Annotated in this window: 14 protein-coding genes, 1 tRNA gene and 1 pseudogene; 6 read left to right on the forward strand and 10 right to left on the reverse strand. The window is 68.4% G+C overall.

Features of this window, described 5'->3' with window-relative positions; genetic code table 11:
- Position 1: 1 nt before the first annotated feature.
- Entirely contained in the window at positions 2-1696 is a 1695-nt protein-coding gene (locus ABD346_RS14735; protein WP_344375159.1) for a thiamine pyrophosphate-binding protein, read from the reverse strand.
- A 184-nt stretch (positions 1697-1880) separates the two neighbouring features.
- On the opposite strand from ABD346_RS14735, the gene sucC reads away from it, so the two are divergent.
- The 3 genes from sucC (at position 1881) to ABD346_RS14750 (ending at position 6292) form a co-directional block, all read left to right on the forward strand.
- Positions 1881-3017, forward strand: a complete 1137-nt coding sequence (sucC, locus tag ABD346_RS14740) for an ADP-forming succinate--CoA ligase subunit beta (protein WP_344375096.1) — start codon at positions 1881-1883, stop codon at positions 3015-3017.
- Position 3018: 1 nt separating this feature from the next.
- The gene (sucD, locus tag ABD346_RS14745; RefSeq protein WP_344375097.1) at positions 3019-3903 is read left to right on the forward strand and encodes a succinate--CoA ligase subunit alpha; all 885 of its coding nucleotides are present in this window, start codon (positions 3019-3021) and stop codon (positions 3901-3903) included.
- Between the two features lie 808 nt (positions 3904-4711).
- A complete protein-coding gene (locus ABD346_RS14750) occupies positions 4712-6292 on the forward strand; it encodes an aldehyde dehydrogenase family protein (RefSeq protein WP_344375099.1) in 1581 nt (526 codons plus the stop codon).
- Between the two features lie 36 nt (positions 6293-6328).
- Here ABD346_RS14750 and ABD346_RS14755 read toward each other — a convergent pair whose 3' ends face one another.
- Entirely contained in the window at positions 6329-7645 is a 1317-nt protein-coding gene (locus tag ABD346_RS14755; RefSeq protein WP_344375100.1) for a DUF2254 domain-containing protein, read from the reverse strand.
- A gap of 167 nt (positions 7646-7812) precedes the next feature.
- Here ABD346_RS14755 and ABD346_RS14760 point away from each other — a divergent pair, with 167 nt between their 5' ends.
- Complete coding sequence (locus ABD346_RS14760) at positions 7813-8280, forward strand: hypothetical protein (RefSeq protein ID WP_344375101.1); 468 nt, start codon at positions 7813-7815, stop codon at positions 8278-8280.
- 99 nt (positions 8281-8379) lie between these two features.
- Positions 8380-8464 (forward strand) — tRNA-Leu (locus ABD346_RS14765).
- Here ABD346_RS14765 and ABD346_RS14770 read toward each other — a convergent pair.
- The 4 genes from ABD346_RS14770 to ABD346_RS14785 all read right to left on the reverse strand — a co-directional run bounded on the left by ABD346_RS14770 (position 8429) and on the right by ABD346_RS14785 (position 13056).
- Complete coding sequence (locus ABD346_RS14770; protein WP_344375103.1) at positions 8429-10117, reverse strand: recombinase family protein; 1689 nt, start codon at positions 10115-10117, stop codon at positions 8429-8431. The two genes, ABD346_RS14765 and ABD346_RS14770, sit on opposite strands and share 36 nt — an antisense overlap.
- A gap of 746 nt (positions 10118-10863) precedes the next feature.
- On the reverse strand, positions 10864-11052 hold the full coding sequence (locus tag ABD346_RS14775; protein WP_344375104.1) for a hypothetical protein: 189 nt from the start codon (positions 11050-11052) through the stop codon (positions 10864-10866).
- A 372-nt stretch (positions 11053-11424) separates the two neighbouring features.
- Entirely contained in the window at positions 11425-12531 is a 1107-nt protein-coding gene (locus tag ABD346_RS14780) for a tyrosine-type recombinase/integrase (protein ID WP_344375105.1), read from the reverse strand.
- Positions 12532-12555: 24 nt separating this feature from the next.
- On the reverse strand, positions 12556-13056 hold the full coding sequence (locus ABD346_RS14785; RefSeq protein ID WP_344375106.1) for a helix-turn-helix transcriptional regulator: 501 nt from the start codon (positions 13054-13056) through the stop codon (positions 12556-12558).
- A 124-nt stretch (positions 13057-13180) separates the two neighbouring features.
- On the opposite strand from ABD346_RS14785, the gene ABD346_RS14790 reads away from it, so the two are divergent.
- The gene (locus ABD346_RS14790; protein ID WP_344375160.1) at positions 13181-13375 is read left to right on the forward strand and encodes a helix-turn-helix transcriptional regulator; all 195 of its coding nucleotides are present in this window, start codon (positions 13181-13183) and stop codon (positions 13373-13375) included.
- 138 nt (positions 13376-13513) lie between these two features.
- Here the strand turns inward: ABD346_RS14790 and ABD346_RS14795 are convergent.
- From ABD346_RS14795 to ABD346_RS14810, 4 genes and pseudogenes are all read right to left on the reverse strand, one after another.
- A pseudogene (locus ABD346_RS14795) lies at positions 13514-13813 on the reverse strand (HEAT repeat domain-containing protein); the annotation flags it as partial.
- Positions 13810-14196, reverse strand: a complete 387-nt coding sequence (locus ABD346_RS14800) for a CPCC family cysteine-rich protein (RefSeq protein WP_344375108.1) — start codon at positions 14194-14196, stop codon at positions 13810-13812. The gene ABD346_RS14800 and the pseudogene ABD346_RS14795, both read right to left, overlap by 4 nt.
- A 754-nt stretch (positions 14197-14950) precedes the next feature.
- Complete coding sequence (locus ABD346_RS14805; protein WP_344375109.1) at positions 14951-16429, reverse strand: hypothetical protein; 1479 nt, start codon at positions 16427-16429, stop codon at positions 14951-14953.
- 140 nt (positions 16430-16569) lie between these two features.
- Positions 16570-17793 (reverse strand): DNA sulfur modification protein DndB, encoded by a 1224-nt coding sequence (locus ABD346_RS14810; protein ID WP_344375110.1) that lies wholly within the window; start codon positions 17791-17793, stop codon positions 16570-16572.
- Between the last annotated feature and the right edge of the window lie 26 nt (positions 17794-17819).

Consider the following 17819-nt stretch of genomic DNA (forward strand, 5'->3'; position numbering starts at 1 on the left):
TCTACTTGTACATGGTCTGGTTCATGGTTCCGGGGGCGTACGCGTCCGGATCGACCCACACGTTGATCAGCGACGGCTTGCCCGACTCGCGGGCGCGTCGCAGCGCGGGCCCGATGTCGGCGGGGTCGCGGACCTCCTCGCCGTAGCCACCCAGCATCTGCGCGAACTTGTCGTAGGGGACATCGCCCAGGGTGTTGCCGACCCGCTCCCGCTCCAGGCCGTACTTCTGCGCCTGGCCGTAACGGATCTGGTTCATCGAGGAGTTGTTGCCGACGATCCCGACGAACGGCAGGTTGTAGCGCACCAGCGTCTCGAAGTCCCAGCCCGTCAGCGAGAACGCCCCGTCGCCGAACAGCGCCACGACCTCCTTGTCCGGCCGCGCCTGCTTGGCGGCGAGCACGAACGGAATGCCGACACCGAGCGTGCCGAGCGGGCCCGGGTCCATCCAGTGCCCGGGCGACTTCGGCTGCACGACCTGACCGGAGAAGGTGACGATGTCACCGCCGTCACCGATGTAGACCGAGTCCTCGGTGAGGAACTCGTTGATCTCGCTGACCAGCCGGTACGGATGGATCGGCGAGGCGTCCGACATCAGACTCGGCAGCCGCTTCTCGATCGCGGTCTGCTCGGCGGTCCGCAGCTCCTCAAGCCACGCCTTGCGCTTGACGGCCCCGCCGCCCGGCCGCCCCGAGGCCGCCTCGGTGACGGACTTCAGGATGAGACCGGGGTCGCCGACGATCCCGAGGTCGATGTCCCGGTTCTTGCCGACGGTCCGGTAGTCGAGGTCGATCTGCACGACCGTCGCACTCGGCGAGAGCCGCTTCCCGTACCCCATCCGGAAGTCGAAGGGGGTGCCGACGATCACGATGAGGTCGGCGTTGGAGAACGCGTACCGGCGCGACAGCTGGAAGTGGTGCGGGTCGCCGGGCGGCAGCGTGCCGCGCCCGGCCCCGTTCATGTACGCGGGCACGTTCAGGGTGCGTACGAGCTCGATGGCGTCGTCGGTGGCCCGGCTCGTCCACACCTGGCTGCCGAGCAGGATGGCCGGCTTCTCGGCGTGCACGAGCAGGTCGGCGAGCTTCTCGACGGCCGCCGGGTCGCCGGGGCTGCGGGTGGAGGCCCGGTAGCGCCCCGCCGCCGGGACGCGCGCCTTCTCCAACGGCACCTTCGCGTCGAGCACATCGCGCGGAATCTCCAGGAAGGACGGCCCCGGCGCCCCGTTGAAGCACTCGCGGAAGGCCATCGACACCATGTCCGCGGCCCGCGCGGTGTCCGGGACCGTCGCCGCGAACTTGGTGATCGGGGTCATCATGTCGACATGGGGGAGGTCCTGGAGCGACCCCATCTTGTGCTGGCTGTGCGCGCCCTGACCACCGATCAGGAGCATCGGCGACTCGGCACGGAAGGCATTGGCGACTCCGGTGACGGCGTCGGTGGTGCCGGGCCCGGCGGTGACCACGGCGCAGCCCGGCTTCCCGGTGATCCGGGCGTAGCCGTCGGCAGCGTGGGCGGCGACCTGCTCGTGACGTACGTCGACGACCTCGATTCCTTCGTCCACACAGCCGTCGTAGATGTCGATGATGTGGCCGCCGCAGAGGGTGTAGATGACATCGACGCCCTCCGCCTTGAGCGCCTTGGCGACGAGGTGCCCGCCCGAGATGAGGTCCTGACCGCTGTCGTCGGAGCCGTGAGGCATGGCGAAGTCCGTCCCTTCGTAGGGGAGTCGAGGTGCGCCTTCGGCGCTGCCCGCCAAGGGCAGGGAGGCGCCCTTCGTAGATTGCATACAGTCGACGAATACTGTATGAACCTTGTTATCCCTCATGCGATGGCGTGATGTCCAGGGGGCGGGCGGCACTTTCACCCTCAGTCAGGAGCCGGCAGTGGATCTGTACGAGCACGAGGCAAGGGAACTGTTCAAGGGCCACGGCATCGCGGTCCCCGACGCGGCCGTGGTGGCATCCCCGCGCGAGGCCCGGGCGGCGGCCGAGTCGCTGGGCGGCCGGGTGGTCGTCAAGGCGCAGGTGAAGACCGGAGGCAGGGGCAAGGCGGGCGGAGTGAAGCTCGCCGCCAACCCGGCGGCCGCCGAACTGACGACCCGCCAGATCCTGGGCATGGACATCAAGGGCCATGTCGTCCGCAAGGTGATGCTGGCCCAACCGGTCGACATCGAGGCCGAGTTCTACGTCTCGTACGTCCTGGACCGTGCGGCGGGTGTCTTCCTCGCGATCGCGTCCGCCGAGGGCGGCATGGAGATCGAGGAGGTCGCGGCCGGCCGGCCCGAGGCCGTCGCCCGGATCCACATCGACCCGGAGCGGGGGGTGGACGCGGCGAAGGCGGCCGAGATCGCGGCGGCGGCGGAGCTCCCGCCGGAGGCGGCCTCGGTGCTGAGCCGCCTGTGGCAGGTCCTGGTCGAAGAGGACGCGGTCCTGGTGGAGGTGAACCCCCTGGTGAGGACGGCGTCGGGCGAGATCCTGGCCCTCGACGGCAAGGTCACCCTGGATGACAACGCGCGCTTCCGGCACGCGCGTTGGGACGCGTCCGGGGTGGACGCGAGTGGGGACCCGCTGGAGGCCGCGGCGTCGGCCAGGGGCCTGAACTACGTGAAGCTGGACGGCGAGGTAGGGGTCATCGGCAACGGGGCGGGCCTGGTCATGTCCACGCTGGACGTGGTGGCGGGCTGCGGAGCCCGACCCGCCAACTTCCTCGACATCGGAGGAGGCGCATCGGCCCAGGTCATGGCCGACGGCCTGACCGTGGTCCTCTCCGACCCGGCCGTGAAGTCCGTATTCGTGAACGTCTTCGGCGGGATCACGGCCTGCGACGCCGTGGCCGACGGCATTGTCCAGGCCCTGGAATCAGTGCACCTGACCAAGCCCCTGGTCGTACGCCTGGACGGGAACAACGCCGCCCAGGGCCGAGCGATCCTCTCCGGCCACGCCCACCCGCTGGTCCAGCAGGCCACCACCATGGACGGCGCGGCCCGTCGCGCCGCCGAACTCGCCCAGCAGGGAGTCTGACATGGCGATCTTCCTCACCAGGGAGAGCAAGGTCCTCGTCCAGGGCATGACCGGCGCCGAGGGCATGAAGCACACCCGCCGGATGCTGGCCGCCGGCACGCACATAGTGGGTGGCGTCAACCCGCGCAAGGCGGGCCGGGTGGCCGACTTCGACGACCGTACGGTCCCGGTGTTCGCGACGGTGGGGGAGGGGATGGCGGCGACGGGAGCGGATGTGTCGGTGGTCTTCGTCCCGCCGTCGTTCGCGCGTACGGCAGTGGAGGAGGCGGTGGATGCCGGGGTCGGCCTTGTGGTGGTGATAACGGAAGGCATCCCGGTGCACGACGCGGTCGCGTTCCACGCCCGCGCCCGAGCGCGGCGCGGCGCGACCCGCATCATCGGCCCGAACTGCCCGGGCCTGATCAGCCCCGGTCAGTCCAACGCGGGCATCATCCCGGCTGACATAGCCCCGAAGCCGGGCCGCATAGGCCTGGTCTCCAAGTCCGGCACCCTCACGTACCAGCTGATGTACGAGCTGAGGGACATCGGCTTCTCCTCGGCGGTGGGCATAGGCGGCGACCCGGTGACAGGCACCACCCACATCGACTGCCTGGCCGCCTTCGAGGCGGACCCCGACACCGAGTTGATCGTCCTGATCGGTGAAATAGGCGGGGACGCGGAGGAGCGGGCGGCGGCGTACATAGCGGCCCACGTGACGAAGCCGGTGGTCGCCTACATCGCCGGCTTCACGGCCCCAGAGGGCAAAACGATGGGCCACGCAGGAGCGATCGTGTCCGGTTCGACCGGAACGGCGTCGGCGAAGAAGGCGGCGCTGGAGGCGGCGGGGGTGGCGGTTGGCTCCACTCCTACGGAGACGGCGGGGGTGGTGGTGGGGCTGCTGGGGTAGCGGAGGATCGGTGGGGCGCGCGCCTGCTCGGCTGCGGGTGGGCGGTAGCTGGTGGCGCAGTTCCCGGCGCTTCTTTGGGGGTTGTGGTGGGGCTGGCTTGCGGGAGCAGGTTGGTGGGGTGGGTTCGGCTGCGGGTGGGCGGCGGCTGGTGGCGCAGTTCCCGGCGCTTCTTTGGCAAGTTGTGGCGGGGCTGACTTGCGGGAGCAGGTTGGTGGCGTGGGGTTCGGCTGCGGATTGGTGGCTGGTGGCGCAGTTCCTCGCGCCCCTTCACGGCGCCCTGCCGAAGCCGACTTGTGGAATAACCGCTGGGCGGCGCGATGTCCCTTGCTGGCCTGCCGATTCAGCCTCTCCAGGGTTCCCTTCAGCAGCACCTGATTCAGCCCTTGGGCGGGGGCGGTGCTCTGGGGGCGGCACCCAACTGGACTGTGCAGACAGGGGGTTGAGTCATACCCCGCCAAGGGGCGCGGGGAACTGCGCGACCAGCCCCCACGGCCCGCGGCCGACGAACTCGCCGTCAAGGTGGTGGGGCCAGTCCCCCCACCGGCCCAAACCCAACGCCCCCACCGCCGGAGGCTTTTGGGAAGGGGCGGGGTGGGGAATCGGCCCGCCGCAGGCACCCACTCACCCGCGCCCACCCCCCCGGCACCCCGACCCCGCCCCGCCGCGCCCCGCCCCACGCCACGATCACGTGACGTCACTCATACTTCACGCCCAGTACGTACCCAACCCCGCCCCACCTCACTACCGTCCGGTAACACAAGCCATCCCACCCCGCCCCGACAGCAGCGCACCGAGAGCGGAGACCCTCATGGCACCCACCCCCGATTCCAGCACCCCCAGCTCCACAACCCCCACCCCTCTCACTCTGAAGCCCGGCACGGCCTGGTCGGACGCCTGGCGGCGCGCCCGAACCGCCGCCCCCGAGGCCTTCCAGGACGACCGCGTCCTGAACCTCTGGGCGGGCCGGTGGCACAAAGACGGCCGCGCACTCCCCGCCACCAGCCCCATCGACGGCACCCCCATCGCAGGCCCGCCCCGCCTGGACGCCCCCACCGCCCAACAGGGCGTACGCGCCTCCCTCGACCAGCACCGCGCCTGGCGCCACATCCCCCTCCCCGAGCGCAGGGCCCGTGTCGGCGCCACCCTCGACGCGCTGACCGAGCACCGCGAACTGCTCGCCCTCCTCCTCGTATGGGAGATAGGCAAGCCCTGGCGCCTGGCCAGGGCGGACGTGGACCGCGCGATCGACGGAGTCCGCTGGTACGTCGACAACATCGACACCATGCTGGAGGACCGCACCCCGCTCCCCGGCCCCGTCTCCAACATCGCGAGCTGGAACTATCCGATGTCGGTCCTGGTCCACGCCATGCTGGTCCAGGCCCTCGCGGGCAACGCGGTGATCGCGAAGACCCCGACCGACGGTGGCGTCGCCTGCCTCACCCTGGCCGCCGCCCTCGCCGTACGCGAGGGAATCCCGGTCACGCTGGTCAGCGGCAGCGGGGGCGAACTCTCCGAGGCGCTGGTCCGTTCCCCGGAAATCGGCTGCGTGTCCTTCGTCGGCGGCCGCGACACCGGCGCCCGTATCGCCACGGCCGTCGCCGACCTCGGAAAGCGGCACATTCTGGAGCAGGAAGGCCTCAACACCTGGGGAGTCTGGAACTTCACCGACTGGGACGCCCTCTCCTCCGTCATCCCCAAACTCTTCGACTACGGCAAGCAGCGCTGCACCGCCTACCCCCGGTTCGTCGTCCAGCGCACCCTGTTCGACCAGTTCCTGGCCGCCTATCTGCCGGCCGTACGCTCCGTACGCACCGGCCACCCCTTGGCCGTCGAGCACCCCGAAGACGCCCTGCCCGCACTGGACTTCGGTCCGCTCATCAACGCGGCGAAGGCCAAGGAGCTGGGCGACCAGGTGGTCGAGGCGATCGACCGGGGCGCGGTCCCGCTGCACCGCGCGCCGCTGACCGAGGCCCGCTTCCTGCCCGGCCAGGACACCAGCGCGTACTTCCCGCCGGTCACCCTCCTGAGCCCGCCCCCGTCCTCGCCCCTGTTCCACGCGGAACCGTTCGGCCCGGTCGACACGATCGTCCTGGTCGACACGGAGGCGGAACTGCTGGCCGCGATGAACGCCTCCAACGGAGCGCTGGTCGCCACCTTGTCGACGGACGACCCGGAGACGTACGACCGACTAGCCCCGCAGATAAGGGCGTTCAAGGTGGGCCGGGGCCAACCCCGCTCGCGGGGCGACCGCGAGGAGCTGTTCGGCGGCTTCGGCGCCTCGTGGCACGGAGCGTTCGTGGGGGGTGAACTCCTGGTCCGCGCCGTGACGGAGGGCCCGGCGGGAGAGCGCGCCCCGGGCAACTTCCCGGCCTACCAACTGATCCCGTAACGCCCGGGCCGACTACTCCGGACCGGCAGGGCAATGTCACCCGATGCCCTGCCGGTCCGGCTCCAGCGCGAAGGCGCGCTCGGCCGCTTCCGGCACCGCGAGCGCGACGGCCTCCACCAGCAGCTCCCGGTGCCGGAGCAGCGGCTCGCGGCGCGGTTCGGGAACGAGCCCGAGCAGATCGTCGAGCCCCGCCGTGATCCGGCGGGTGACCTGCGGGTTTCCGACCGCGCAGAGCCGGATCTCGGCGAAGCCGAGGTCGACGAGATCGGCCCAGTCGGGCACGTCCTGGACGAGCCGGACCTCACCCTTCCCGTCCGGATGCCCCACGGCCCCGAGCGGCCGGTGCGCCAGCGCGGTGAGCAGCTGCACGATCCGGTCGAGGCACTGGACGGCGGTGGTCGGGTCGTTGACGGCCGGCGAAAGGGCTCGCAGGGCGATGTCGGACAGCTGCCGAAGCCCGAACCCGAGATCCTGATGGAAGGTACGCTCCACCCCCACGGAAACGGTGTAGCGCAGCGCGCCCCGCGAAGGCACCTTTCCCTGATCGCTCCCGTGCACCGAAAGCAACGGAGTGCCCGGCACCACGAAGTCCCCGATCCGGGGAATGAGCCGCAGCACGACCCCCTGCCGCTGAGCTGCCCGCACCAGCCGGGCGATGTTGACGTCCCGCAGCACTCCGGCCTCCCCGCTGTACCCGACCCGCCCGCTCTCCGGGCCGAGATCGAGCCCACCGAGCTCCCCTCGCGGCATCTTGTCCACAACCCGCAGGGCCTCACCGGTGATCCGGTCGACGACGTGCCCGACCCGCATGAGCCGCAGTGTGGAGTTCACGTACGCGATGAAGAGGAAGAGGCTCAGCGCGACCAGAAGCAGCGTGAGGACGCTCTGCAGGAACGGAACGGTGGTCACAAGGCGCGGGTCGGTCTCGCTCTCGAATGAGGTGAGCACGAGCAGCGACAGCGTGAAGGTGGCCAGGAAGACGGCGAAGGTCAGCTTGGTGATCCGGGACCGTACGAAGATCCGCACCACGCGGGGCGTGAACTGCCCACTGGCCATCTGCACGGCCACGAGCGAGATGCTGAAGACGACACCGATGAAGGTCATCATCGCCGAGCTGATCGTGTTGATCACGGGCTTGATGTCGTTGACGAACCGAATGAGGTCGTCGACCGAGTCGAACTCCTGATGGTCCTGGAGCAGCCGGACGATGGCCGACTCGGCCTCGCTGGCTCCGACCCACAGCATGAAGATCAGCACGATGGCCGCGGTCGGCGCGAACCAGAAGGTGTCCCGCAGATGCTCCCGCAACGGCGAGAGCGCACGCGGCCGCCGGTATCCCTTGCCCTTGCTCACCCGGCGAGGCTAGGCGTGCGCCGCAGTGCTGATGCCGCCACGCCGCCGAGTGGTCCCACAGTCGTACACACATTGGTCCTCACGGAGTACGAATCCGTACATCCGCGCCAGAACAATGGAAGACAACGAAAGCGCACGCATCCGAACCGACCAAGGGAGCACGAGCCATGTCCGCTGGCCGCACCAGGACCCGGACCGTCGTCCTCACCGTCCTCTCGGTGGCGGTGGCCCTCGGCTTCGCCGCGGTCGTAGCTGTACCGGCCGCGAAGGACTGGTACCAGAACCGCCACGACGAGGCCGCCTCCTACAGCTCCGGCAAGGAGGCGAAGGGCGACCGCGCCTCCGTACCCCGCTGGCTCCCCGACGAGGCGAAGCGCATCGAGTACGCGATGAAGACGACCGGCGGTGACCGCCTCCTGAAGGCCACGCTCCCGTCGGCGACCCTCCCGCCCACGTGCAAGCCGCACAAGCCGGGCACCGCCCCGAAGCCGCCGGCGATGAAGTCGGCCTGGTTCCCCCAGCACGCCGAGCAGCGCACGGCTGCGCGCTGCGACCTGTACTACGCGTACATGGAGGGCAACACTCTGTACGCCTGGCAGGCGAACGACGACTGGATCCAGGCGAACAAGGCCTGACGCTCGCCTGACCACGCAATATGCGGGTGAACAGCACCTCAAACCCCTGGTAGAGTTCTCTATGTCGCCGCGGGGAACGCACCGCGAAGACAACACCTAGTCCGGGTGGCGGAATGGCAGACGCGCTAGCTTGAGGTGCTAGTGCCCTTTATCGGGCGTGGGGGTTCAAGTCCCCCCTCGGACACTGGCTATACGCACATAGAAGAGCGGGTTGTGACTCAACGGTCACGATCCGCTCTTTTGCATAGTAGACGAGCTTGAGGCCCAGGGCTTCGTACAGGCGCTGTTTGTTCTCGGGGGTGGCGGTTGCCAGGGCCGAGGTGATGTCGTCGAGCTGTTCGACCAGGTCGCGGATCTCGGCTTCGGTGAGGACGCTGCGGCGGCTGGCGGTGGTCTCGCTGAGTTGGCGTTGGGCGGCTGCTTTCTCGGTCTGGGTCTGGTTGATCCATCCGGTGACGAGTTCTGGGTCGGTGCCGCGGTCGAGGGCTGCGCGGTATTGGGCGATGCGGCGGTCGCAGTCGGCGATGGTGATGCGGGCGACTTCGAGTTCGGGGGCGGTGGCGAGGGTGCGTTCCTGGCTGCGTTGGAGTTCGTGGAGGGTGCGGGCGAGGCGGCCGGGTTCGAAGATCTTGGAGATCCAGGCGTCGAGCGGTGGTACTACGGCGTCTTCGCGGATGTACAGGGTTGGCGGGTGGTCCAGTGCGGCGGTGCGTGCGTATTCCTGTGTGTAGCGGCATCGGTAGTTGGAGTGGCCGTTGTTGAAGCTGCCTTGCATGGTGCGGCGGCAGATCGAACAGCGCATCCGCCCGCGGAGCTGATAGGGGCGGTGGGTGCGGTGGAGCAGCGGCCGGGGGTGATCGCGCCGTTGGTGGCGTGTCTGGCGCTCGGTCTGTACGGCTTTGAAGTCCTGCAGGGTGATGAGGGGGTCGTGGACGGGGTTCGCGGACCAGATCCACTGGTCCGGGGTGTTCCAGGTCTGTTTGGTGCGGTGCCCGAGCGTGACGTCGTCGATGTCGAGCAGGACCTCTTCTTTGTGTTGTTTGTTCCATACTTCGTGGCCGGTGTAGCGGGGGTTGGTGAGGATGGTGGCGACGGCGCCTTTGGACCAGGCGGTGCCGTGGCGGTGGGAGTTGCGGGGGCGGTCGTGGGCGGAGGGGCAGGGGATGTCGTCGATGGTGAGCCCGATGGCGATGGCCAGGTAGCCCTTGCCGAGCAGGTATTCGGCGTAGATCCGCTGAATGACGGGCGCAGATACAGGATCGGGTACGAGGCGGTGCAGCCGTTTGCCATCGGCGGCTTTGGCGGGGTTGGGGTGCGGGCCTGCGTCTTGCAGCGTGTAGCCGTAGGGCGGGCGTCCGCCGAGGTAGCGGCCTTCGAGCTGGGCCTGGGAGGCCATGGCGGTGCGCACGCGGATCTTGATGCGGTTGCGTTCGCCCTTGCTCATGCCGCCGAAGACGGACATGACGAGGTCGTGGGCCTCGTTGTCGGGGTCAATGGGCCCGCCGACTTCTGGAACCCAGAGCGGTACGGCGAAGTGGACGAAGAGCGGGAAGGTATTTCCGAACTGGTTGCCGTAGAAGGTGCGCTGGGGCTCACCGATGACGACGGCGTCGAAGCCCCGCTGGGGGTTGCGCAGGTCCTGGAGGAGGGCGGCGGCGTGTGGGCGGCGCTTCCAGGGCAGGGCGCGTGAGTGGCCGGAGTCGAAGTACTCGGCCACGATCTGTCCGCCGGCTGGTTCGATCAGTCCTTTGGCCCGCAGGAGTTGCCAGTTCTTGGAGGTTTCCGGGTCTTGGAGGTCTTCGGTTGAGCAGCGTCCGGCGAAAGCGAATCGGGTCACGTCGTACTCCCGCAGCGATAGTGGTGCGAACGGCGGCCGGCGGCCGGTGGTCGTCCGTGGTACCTCTGGTCGGAGAGAAGGTCCAGCTGGGGCCGCTGGAACGCAGGGGCGCGACTCAGGGCAGCCGCGGGAGCCTTCCGGATCTGCGTTCGTACGCGGACAGGAGAATCCGCAGGAGTGCGGCCGCCGCCGCGGGCGTGAGAGCGGGAGGCTCGTGCGGGAGTACCACTTCGAGCCCGCCTGCCTGGCCGGTGGTCAGGCAGCGGAGCCGAGACCGGTCCGATGTGACATCGGATGTGCCGTTGGCGTGCTTCTCCGCAGCAGGCTGGCGATCGCAGCAGTGGTCGGCAGGTTGTTCTTGCCGATTGGTCTGTCTCGGAGTGGAGGGGTGCATTGGGTGGTCCACGATGATCTCCAAGGGGCGTGCGTGGCTACCCTCTAAGGAGAATTTGGACCATGAAATGCGCCACGAAGCCGGGTGGCGGCCTGTCAGCGCATTTCGGCCCGGGACGGCTTCCAGCTGCCGAGCCCTGGAAGCCGGTGCGTGATATGGGGATGGGCATGGGGATGTAATGGAGTTCCGGTTCAACGTCTAATACGTTTGGCGAAAGGCCGTCTGACCTGCGACGGAGCGGGTTGGGCGGCCTTGGCGGTCCGCACAGAATCCGCAGCGTGATCCTGCGTCCGCGTGCAGGCGGCGAGGGCCGCGCCCGACCATCACGGCCTGGCGCGGCCCTTCAGCCCATTCATGATGCGGGCAGAAGGTAGCCCAGGATCAGCATTCCGAGGCCGCCAACACCGAGGAAAGCCCCGCCGCCACTACCTATCGCCGTGAGCTTCGTCGCCCCCAGGGCGAGGAGCACGTTGCCGCAGATCAGGGCGGCAAGGGAGGCCAGCAGCAGAACGACGGCCACACAGAGGATCTTGATGGTCAAGGAGTTCGTTTCCCTTCCGTGGGAAGGGGTGGCCAGTCCGATGCCATCGAGGCAGCCGAGCCCGACCACCCCTGTTGACGATGACAACAGCAGTGATCAACTCGGGTGCGGCCGACTCGCACCCGAAAGGCGCTGGCTGCCTGCTCTCGTCGCTCCGCACGGACATGTACGGCTGCCTCGGATCCACAGGAAAACGCTTGCCTAACTCTCCGTAATGTCGGCGGAGAACCGTCACCATCTTAGCGTGAGCGTTGTCAAGACGTCGAGGCAATTTCCTTGGGCGGAGGGGGTGTTGGGCTCCTCGGTGCGAGCCACTTTTCGCCGGCGGCGATGCACGGGGTGGCTGAACCCGGCCGCGCTCGAACGCGACGATCAGTTGGACGGACGGGCGCTCGCCATTTGGTCCGCGTACGCCTTGTCGACTGCGGCCCGGGTCCGCTCCTCGGAGTCGGGCCACAGGTGGGTGTAGATGTTCAGCGTCATGGCCGCGTTGGTGTGGCCGAGGCGCTCGGAGACCGTCTTCACGGACTCGCCGTGCTTGATCAGCAGGCTGGCGTAGTGATGCCGGAGGGCATGGGGGCCAGTGCCCTTCGGTATGCCGGCCTTCGCGCAGGCGGGCCGCCAGGACCCGTCCATGAAGTGCGTGTAGACCACGGGTCCGCCCTGCGGCGCCGTGAAGATCCAGCTCTCGGGCCCATCGGCGGGGAAGTCCCGCAGGTGGGCCTTCATCGCATCCACCGCCACGCGGGGGAGCGGAACCGTGCGGTGCGAGCGGGCGGTCTTGGGCGGGCAGACGTACACGCCGTGATTGGCGGTCTGCTGGATCTGTTGCTCGACCGAGACCGTGGCATGCAGCAGGTCGAGGTGGCGCGGCTGGAGGCCGAACAGCTCACCGGGGCGGAGTCCGGTGGCCGCGCCGAGCAGCACGAGGCCCTTGTAGCGGGCGGGAATCTCCTCGGACAGCGTCCGTACCTGCTCGACGGCCAGCGGCACGACCTTCTTCCGGGGCACTGAGGGCAGTTTCGCCTCGGCGCACGGGTTGTGAGGGATCATCCGGTCACGGACGGCCGCCCGGAAGACGGCGTTGACCGTGTTGAAGACCGTCCGTGAGGTGCTGGCGGCCAGCCCGTGCGTGGTGGTCAGGCCGGTGACCCAGCTCTGTACGTCGCCGGGCTTGATGGCGCCGAGCGCCCGCTTCTCCCAGGCCGGGTAGACGTAGCAGCGCAGGTGCTGGGCCACCGCCTTGGCCGTGGAAGGCCGGTGCGGCTGGATGGCCCGCCATTCCTCCGCGTACTCCTTGAAGGGCTTCTTCGCCGACCGCGGGTCGACGTACTGCCCGGTGACCAGGCTGGCCGTGACCTCGCCGATCCACCGTTGGGCGTCGACCTTGCGGTCGAAGTGGCGGGCGTGCCCCTTGCCGTCGAGGTCGCGGTAGCGAGCCCGCCATTTGCCGTTGGGGCGCTTCTGGATGTTGGCCAAGCGGCTTCTCCTTCGTGTCGGTTGTCAGTAGTGGCCACCGTCCTCGATGTCGCTGCTGAGCGTGCGAGCGTCCTGCTCGTCGCCCATGAGGCGGAGGCACTGCTCGTGGATGGCCCGCGAGCTGTCGGGATGGGCCTTGATGTGGTCGGCGATGGCGACCACGGCGTGGTGTAGGCGGTCGCGTGCGTCTCGGGCCTCGTAGAACGCTTCGACGGCCTCTTGGACGAGTCGCCGACTGTCGATGTCGAGCCCCTCCAGAGGCGGGGACATCAGCTCTTCGAGGGGGAGCTCGAAGACGCGGGAGAAGGCGAGAGCCTCGTCGAGGTTGATACGTCGGCGCGGGGTGCCGTTCTCAATGCGCCAGACAGCCGTCTGGTTCATCTTCACGCCGGCCCGCGTGACCCGTTCCGCCAGTTCCGTCGTGCTCCATCCCCTGACCTCGCGCTCCAGGGCGACGCGTGCGGCCACGTTCCCCTCGCTGTAGAGCAGTGGCACCTCGCCGGACTCGGGCCTGTCGCCTGCCATCGCACCTCCATCGCAACCATCCTCGCTATGCAGATTGAAACATGGACTTCCCGATTTGGGTAACCGGGATCGTCGGGTACAACATTATTCATATCCGAAACGTTGCCTAGTTGAATGGGAATGCATGCGATATCTGACCATTGCCGAGGTCGCCGAGCGCTACCGCACGGCCGAGAGCACCGTCCGCTACTGGCGCCACATCAGGAAGGGGCCGCGCGGCATCAAGGTCGGGAAGCGGGTGCTGTACCCCGAGGCCGAGCTGCTGCGGTACGAGCGAGCGCTGATCGATGGCCAGGACGAGTGGGGTCTGGCCGCGTAGCCACAGACCCGAAGCGCGAGCGGTCAGGGAGGGGACGACGGGGCTGCGGGCGCCGAGATCGGTGAGGGCCCAGCGGATGGCGACGGGTTCGGACTCGTCGGGTGGAGTCTGCCGCTCCAGGCAGGCGCGGTAGGCGCGGCGCAGGGGCTCGACCGCGTCCTCGATGTCCAGGCTTGCCAGCGCCGTGGCCGCCCACTGACGGACGGTGGGGTTGTCGCTGTCGAGCATGGTGATCAGGGCGGGGCCGCAGCGGGGGTCGGCGACCTCCTCGAAGACCTCGATGGCGGTCAGTTGTCCGAAGCCCCCGAGGGAGGGAAGGGCGTCGAGGATGGCGCGGGTGGCGGCGGATCCGATGTGGATCAGTTCCGCGCGGGCGTCGTAGGACTCGCCGGACTCGCCGTCGAGCTGCTGGACGAGTCGCTTGATGTGGGACGTCATGACGCCGTGTGGTCGCGGCGCCAGAAGGTGGGGAGCCACCAGCAAAGCACCGAGCGGTCGTCGGGCCACGGGGCGCGTTCGTCCGCGTCCCAGTCTTCGAAGGAGTCGCGCGTCAGGTCGATGGGGCGCCAGGCCGGGTCGATGGGCTCGTCCTTGGCCGGAGGGCGGACGTACTGCTGGCCGTGTTGGTCGCAGGCGCCGAAGTCCTGGTAGTTCCGCTGGGCCTCGATCAGGGAGACCTTGTTCGCGCCGCCGTCCGTGGTCGGCCAGCGGAACTGGACCCCGTCGTCCTCCCAGAAGCAGACGGGGCAGATCTCGTAGGAGCCGGGCATGGCGTCGAGTACGCGGTGCCCGCAGCAGGGACAGGGGTAGCGGTCGCTCACCTGCGTAGTCTCGTTGTAGGTCCGGCCGGTGCGCCATGGATTTCTCGGCCTCCGCACGCCCGGCCGGTCCGCAGCCAGTCCGCGGGACACTCGCAAACGGCCGTCGGGAGCCAACGCACGCCAACGAGGAAATGCCAGGTCAGAGCCCTGAATGGGGCTCCGCCTCAGGTCAGAATCGGACCGCAGACATTCCGCTTCAACGTTTAGTTGCCGCCTAAGCATCGGCGTCGCCATCTGGCAAACATGCAGGTGAAACGAGGTCGGCCCGATCGGGGGCCAACCTCGTTCGCATGCCCCGTGCTGGATCCGTGCCGGATGACCTGACGTCTCGCACCTATCGTCGTCCCTGTTTATCCGTACCGCGCTGGGTTGGGCTGACTGCCCGTCAGTGAGACGGTGATGCGTCTGGCGACGGATTCCGTTGTCGACAGGGCGGCTACCAGGTGTCGCGGGGTCCGAGGTGGGGCATTTCCCCCGTCGGTTCCGGTTTGCCAATCAACGGGAATTGCGGGGCCCAGCGCGGCGCGCGTGGCAACGCGCCCCGGAACGGGCGCTTGGCCGCAGGTTCGAGTCCTGGGCACGAGCCGCAAAACATGGGAAGCGGTGTCGCCGCCGGTCGGTGGGGGTTCTCTTGTGGTCACGGCCGCCGTGTCGTTCTGAAGATGGGCGTTGTGATCGCATGGCGGGACATCGACTCGGGGCTCTCTCGGCGTTGTCGGTGTCCTGGCTGCATGCCACTGCGGTGGCGCTGTTGTTAGGGAAGGTAGCGACATGCCGCGGTCGGCTGCGATGTCTTCAAGAGCCGTTCAAGTAGAGGAAGGCCCTCATTGTAGTGCGGCGCTCCGGATGTTCCAGGGACGAGGCGCCGCAGAGATCGTGTGGCCACGGAGGCGAGGAGACCACTTATCTCCTCGCCGATGGAGAGCGACAGGGAGCCGACGAGGTTCAGTTCCCTGTCGTCCCACTCGTCGATGTGCTCCGTCACGAAATCGAGCCCTACTTGCTCGCGTCGGGCCAGGAGCAGTAGTTCGCAACAGTGGACGGCGCTTCCCAGGTCAAAGCGGAGAAGCGCGGACAGACCAGAGGGACCGAGTCCGGGCTCCTCACAGATGATCACCAATTCGTCAGCGCTTGGATCTCTGGCCTCGATGCGGAGCTGAAGGCCGCCTCGCACGAGCAGTTCTTCGGCGGCCCGTCGTTCACGGTCGTTGTGGAGGGCGACTGCCCACCAAGGGAGCGGCCCCCACGTTCCATGCGTCGTCTCGTGTTTGTCGAGGAGGGCGAACTCGCTGTGTCTGCCCAGGAGCTGCTCCTGGAAGGTGGCGAGGCAACTGTCCTGGAAGTGTTCGTCCGCGTCCCGGTCTCGGAGGAGCTCGTACTCGATCGCGCTCATGCCCTCAACGGCAAGGACAATGTGGTCCAGTTGTTCCTGGATGACCTCGCCTGCCCGGCCGAGCACGCCTCGGAACTCGTCGCCGTCCGGGGCCTTGTCCATGTAGCGTCCCAGCCAGTGCCGGGCGGCCTGGCAGCACACGAGATCCCGGCCGACGGTGACCAGGTGGCCCGCCTTGAGGATGCTCCATGTACGGGTGTTGTGCCAGCGCTCCTCGTCGCGATCAGCGCCGCTGTGCTTTCCAAGGGCCATCGCTGCGGCGTTGCCGACGCGGAAGTCGGGTTCGGCCTTCAATCGCTTCCAGAGATCGGGATATCCCTCCAGCGGGTAGGCGGGCAGTGCGGAGAGGGCCGCGAGGACGCGCTGATCATTCGTGTCCCACAGCTCGTGCAGCTCCTGCTCGACACGGGATCGGGTGACCGTGCGGCCGCGCTGCGCTGCCCAGTACTCGAGCAAGAGCATGTACGTGCTCTCAGGGCTCCACGGCTGCAGGCCAAGGCCCCCCAGCGCTACGGAGCAGGCCAGACCGTTGAATTCGATCGAGAACCGGACTTCGCGGACCAGCGCGGTAAGTGCTTCGGAAGTCGGCGTCGGTGCGGAGAACGCTGCACTCTTGGCGAGCTCGGAGCAGATGTCCGGCTCAGCCATGCCCCGCGCGTGCAGTACGGCAATCCGGACGACCAGCAGCGTGCCGATCAACCGTGGAGAGCCGAGATCTTCACGAAGGTGTTCGGGGTCCAGCGCGCTGCAAGCTCTCACCTGCTGGAGCAGACCCTCTTGCATCTCCCGGAACCATTCTTCGCGCTGCTCGGTGAGCTCCTGGCGCGCATGTTGTGCCATTCTTCCCGCCCCTGTTCGGTCTTCCGCCCGTACGTAACCATCCCTGAAGGAAGGCCAGTTGATGTTTCGGATCATATGAGGCGTCGGGTAGCCCTTGCGCCTGCCGGGGGCCAATCGCCGGCCCCCGGCAGACACAGTCACTACCAGCCGCGGATCCTGCGGCCGTATTCGCTGTCCGGGTGCAACAAGGCGTCGGCGACGCGGCCGCCGGCGTCCTTGGCGCCGCCGCCGAAGTTGAGGGTCCCGGAGGCGTTGGCGCTGGCGGCGACGCCGTCCCAGTAGCGGGCCTCGCGCTCGAAGCGGACCGGCTGGAGCAGCTGCGCGAGCTCGTCCTGGCTGAGCCGGGGGCCGGCCTTCGCCCAGCTCGTGGCCTGGTGGGTGGCGATGCCGAGGCCGGCGAGGACAGCGGGTGCGGAGATGGCGTCACGGGCTTCGAAGTGCGGGTACAGGTCGGAGACCAGTGAGGCGAGCAGCGGCACGAGCTCTCGCTCGGCCTGCTCGGCGTCGACGCCTTCGGGCAGGTCGCCGTCGTGCACCGTCGCTGAGGACAGGCCGAGCCCGGCCCGGCCGTGGAGCGCGGTGATGACGAGCACGCGCAGCGCAGAGAGCGTCACCAGTTCCGGGTCGGTCTTCGTCAGCTGCCGCTTGCGGGCTTGCACGAGCTTGCTGAAGGGCACGATCTTTCCGTCGAGCTCGACCTTGACGGTGCCTGCGACGCGGTGTGCGATCTGGGTGCCGAAGTCCCGCTGGTCCATGGACATGGCGAGGTTCTTGGCAACGGGGACGCCCTCGACGTTGCGGTCGTAGAAGATCTGGCGTGCGTCCTCGACGGACAGCCCGAAGTACAGCTCGAAGGGCACCCGGATGCGGCTGAGCTGCTCGTAGCTGACGCCATAGCGCTCCGGCTCGTCGTAGAGCGCGTGCCAGGCGGTGACCTGGGTCTCACCGTCGATGGCGATGACCGGGGCGCCGGGGATGACCGTGATCGTGCGGATTCCGCTCCCGGGGAGCAGTTCGTCGCCGATCGCGCCGGGCTGTCCGTCGAGCCACAGCGTGACCGGAGGCAGGGACCACGCGGCGCCGTGCTCGCCCTTGATCCCAGCCGCGATATAGGCGGCGTAGGTGAGGACGTTGCGGCCCTTCTGCGTGGTGAGGGTCCGCTGGACCAGGGAGCGCAGCGCGGCGTGCTGCCGCATTGCTCCGGAGGCGTACTTCAGGGCCCGCTTGTCCTCTTCCTTCTTCGGGTTCGGTACGAGCTGGAGCAGTGTGGGCAGCCCCATCGTGCCGATGACGGCGTCGGGGCGGAACGGGGTCACGGTCAGCTGGATGCCTTCGACGGTGGCGGTTGGCATGGTCAGGGACATGGGGGCACCTCTGGGTGTGTGGAGCG

This window comes from Streptomyces mauvecolor (assembly GCF_039532965.1).
Taxonomy (GTDB): domain Bacteria; phylum Actinomycetota; class Actinomycetes; order Streptomycetales; family Streptomycetaceae; genus Streptomyces; species Streptomyces violascens.

Excerpts from the sequence above, each read along its gene's own strand:
- ABD346_RS14785 (WP_344375106.1), bottom strand. The coding sequence starts at position 13,056 with ATGGCAGGCGACAGGCCCGAGTCCGGCGAGGTGCCACTGCTCTACAGC.
- sucD (WP_344375097.1), top strand. The coding sequence starts at position 3,019 with ATGGCGATCTTCCTCACCAGGGAGAGCAAGGTCCTCGTCCAGGGCATG.
- ABD346_RS14790 (WP_344375160.1), top strand. The coding sequence starts at position 13,181 with ATGCGATATCTGACCATTGCCGAGGTCGCCGAGCGCTACCGCACGGCC.
- ABD346_RS14760 (WP_344375101.1), top strand. The coding sequence starts at position 7,813 with ATGTCCGCTGGCCGCACCAGGACCCGGACCGTCGTCCTCACCGTCCTC.
- ABD346_RS14750 (WP_344375099.1), top strand. The coding sequence starts at position 4,712 with ATGGCACCCACCCCCGATTCCAGCACCCCCAGCTCCACAACCCCCACC.
- ABD346_RS14810 (WP_344375110.1), bottom strand. The coding sequence starts at position 17,793 with ATGTCCCTGACCATGCCAACCGCCACCGTCGAAGGCATCCAGCTGACC.
- ABD346_RS14735 (WP_344375159.1), bottom strand. The coding sequence starts at position 1,696 with ATGCCTCACGGCTCCGACGACAGCGGTCAGGACCTCATCTCGGGCGGG.
- ABD346_RS14805 (WP_344375109.1), bottom strand. The coding sequence starts at position 16,429 with ATGGCACAACATGCGCGCCAGGAGCTCACCGAGCAGCGCGAAGAATGG.